This window comes from Sphingobium sp., assembly GCF_041987595.1.
Lineage (GTDB): Bacteria > Pseudomonadota > Alphaproteobacteria > Sphingomonadales > Sphingomonadaceae > Sphingobium.
In genome coordinates this window covers 1-751 of record NZ_JBHIWJ010000209.1, presented here as the reverse complement: position 1 = coordinate 751, position 751 = coordinate 1, and the positions used below count along the sequence as shown (strand labels likewise).

The window sequence follows — 751 nt, the reverse complement described above, 5'->3', positions numbered from 1 at the left end:
CCCAATATCTGCGCTATTTCGAGGAAATCGGTTTCGGCCGCGAGGCATCGGCGATTCAGGCCGCCTTCGCGCAGGGGGACATGGCGGGGATGGCGGCTGCCTGCACCGACGCCATGGTGGAAAGCATCGCCGTGGTCGGAACGGCCGATGAAGTGCGGGTCCGGGTTGCGCGGCGCGCCGCGCTGGCCGACGCGATTACGCCGGTCATCCCTCATTATGGCCTGTCGCCCGAAAAAAGCGCGATCTACACGCAGCGTATAGCGGAGACATTTTATGGCTGATTCCACCGCTGTCGCGGCCATGGCGGGGGGCGGGCTTTACAACCGGCATTCGGGCCTGCAACAGGCCAATCTGCAATCCGCGCTCCCCCTGCTGGAGGAGGCGGCGCGGGCCATTGGCGATGCCTCCGCCGGTCCTGTCACTATTGTCGACTATGGCGCATCGCAGGGACGTAATTCGATGGCGCCGATGGCGACGGCCATCGATCTGGTTCGTGCGAAAAATGCGCAGCGGCCGGTTCAGATCGTGCATACGGACCTGCCCTCCAACGATTTCACGTCGCTGTTCGGCTTGCTGGATCAGGACCCGGCCAGCTATCTTAACGGCCGGCAGGGCGTCTTTCCTTCCGCCATAGGCCGATCCTATTTCGATGCGATTCTGCCACCCGGCAGCGTGGATCTGAGTTGGTCTTCCAATGCGCTGCACTGGATGAGCCGCAATCCGGTCGACGTCGCGGATCATGGCTGGGCGA

2 pseudogenes are annotated in these 751 nt (G+C 63.2%); both read left to right on the top strand.

The annotated features are described in order from the left end of the window. A pseudogene (locus ACFC3J_RS22785) lies at nt 1–281 on the top strand (LLM class flavin-dependent oxidoreductase); the annotation flags it as partial. After that, nucleotides 274–751, top strand: a pseudogene (locus ACFC3J_RS22780) (hypothetical protein); the annotation flags it as partial. The pseudogenes ACFC3J_RS22785 and ACFC3J_RS22780, both read left to right, overlap by 8 nt.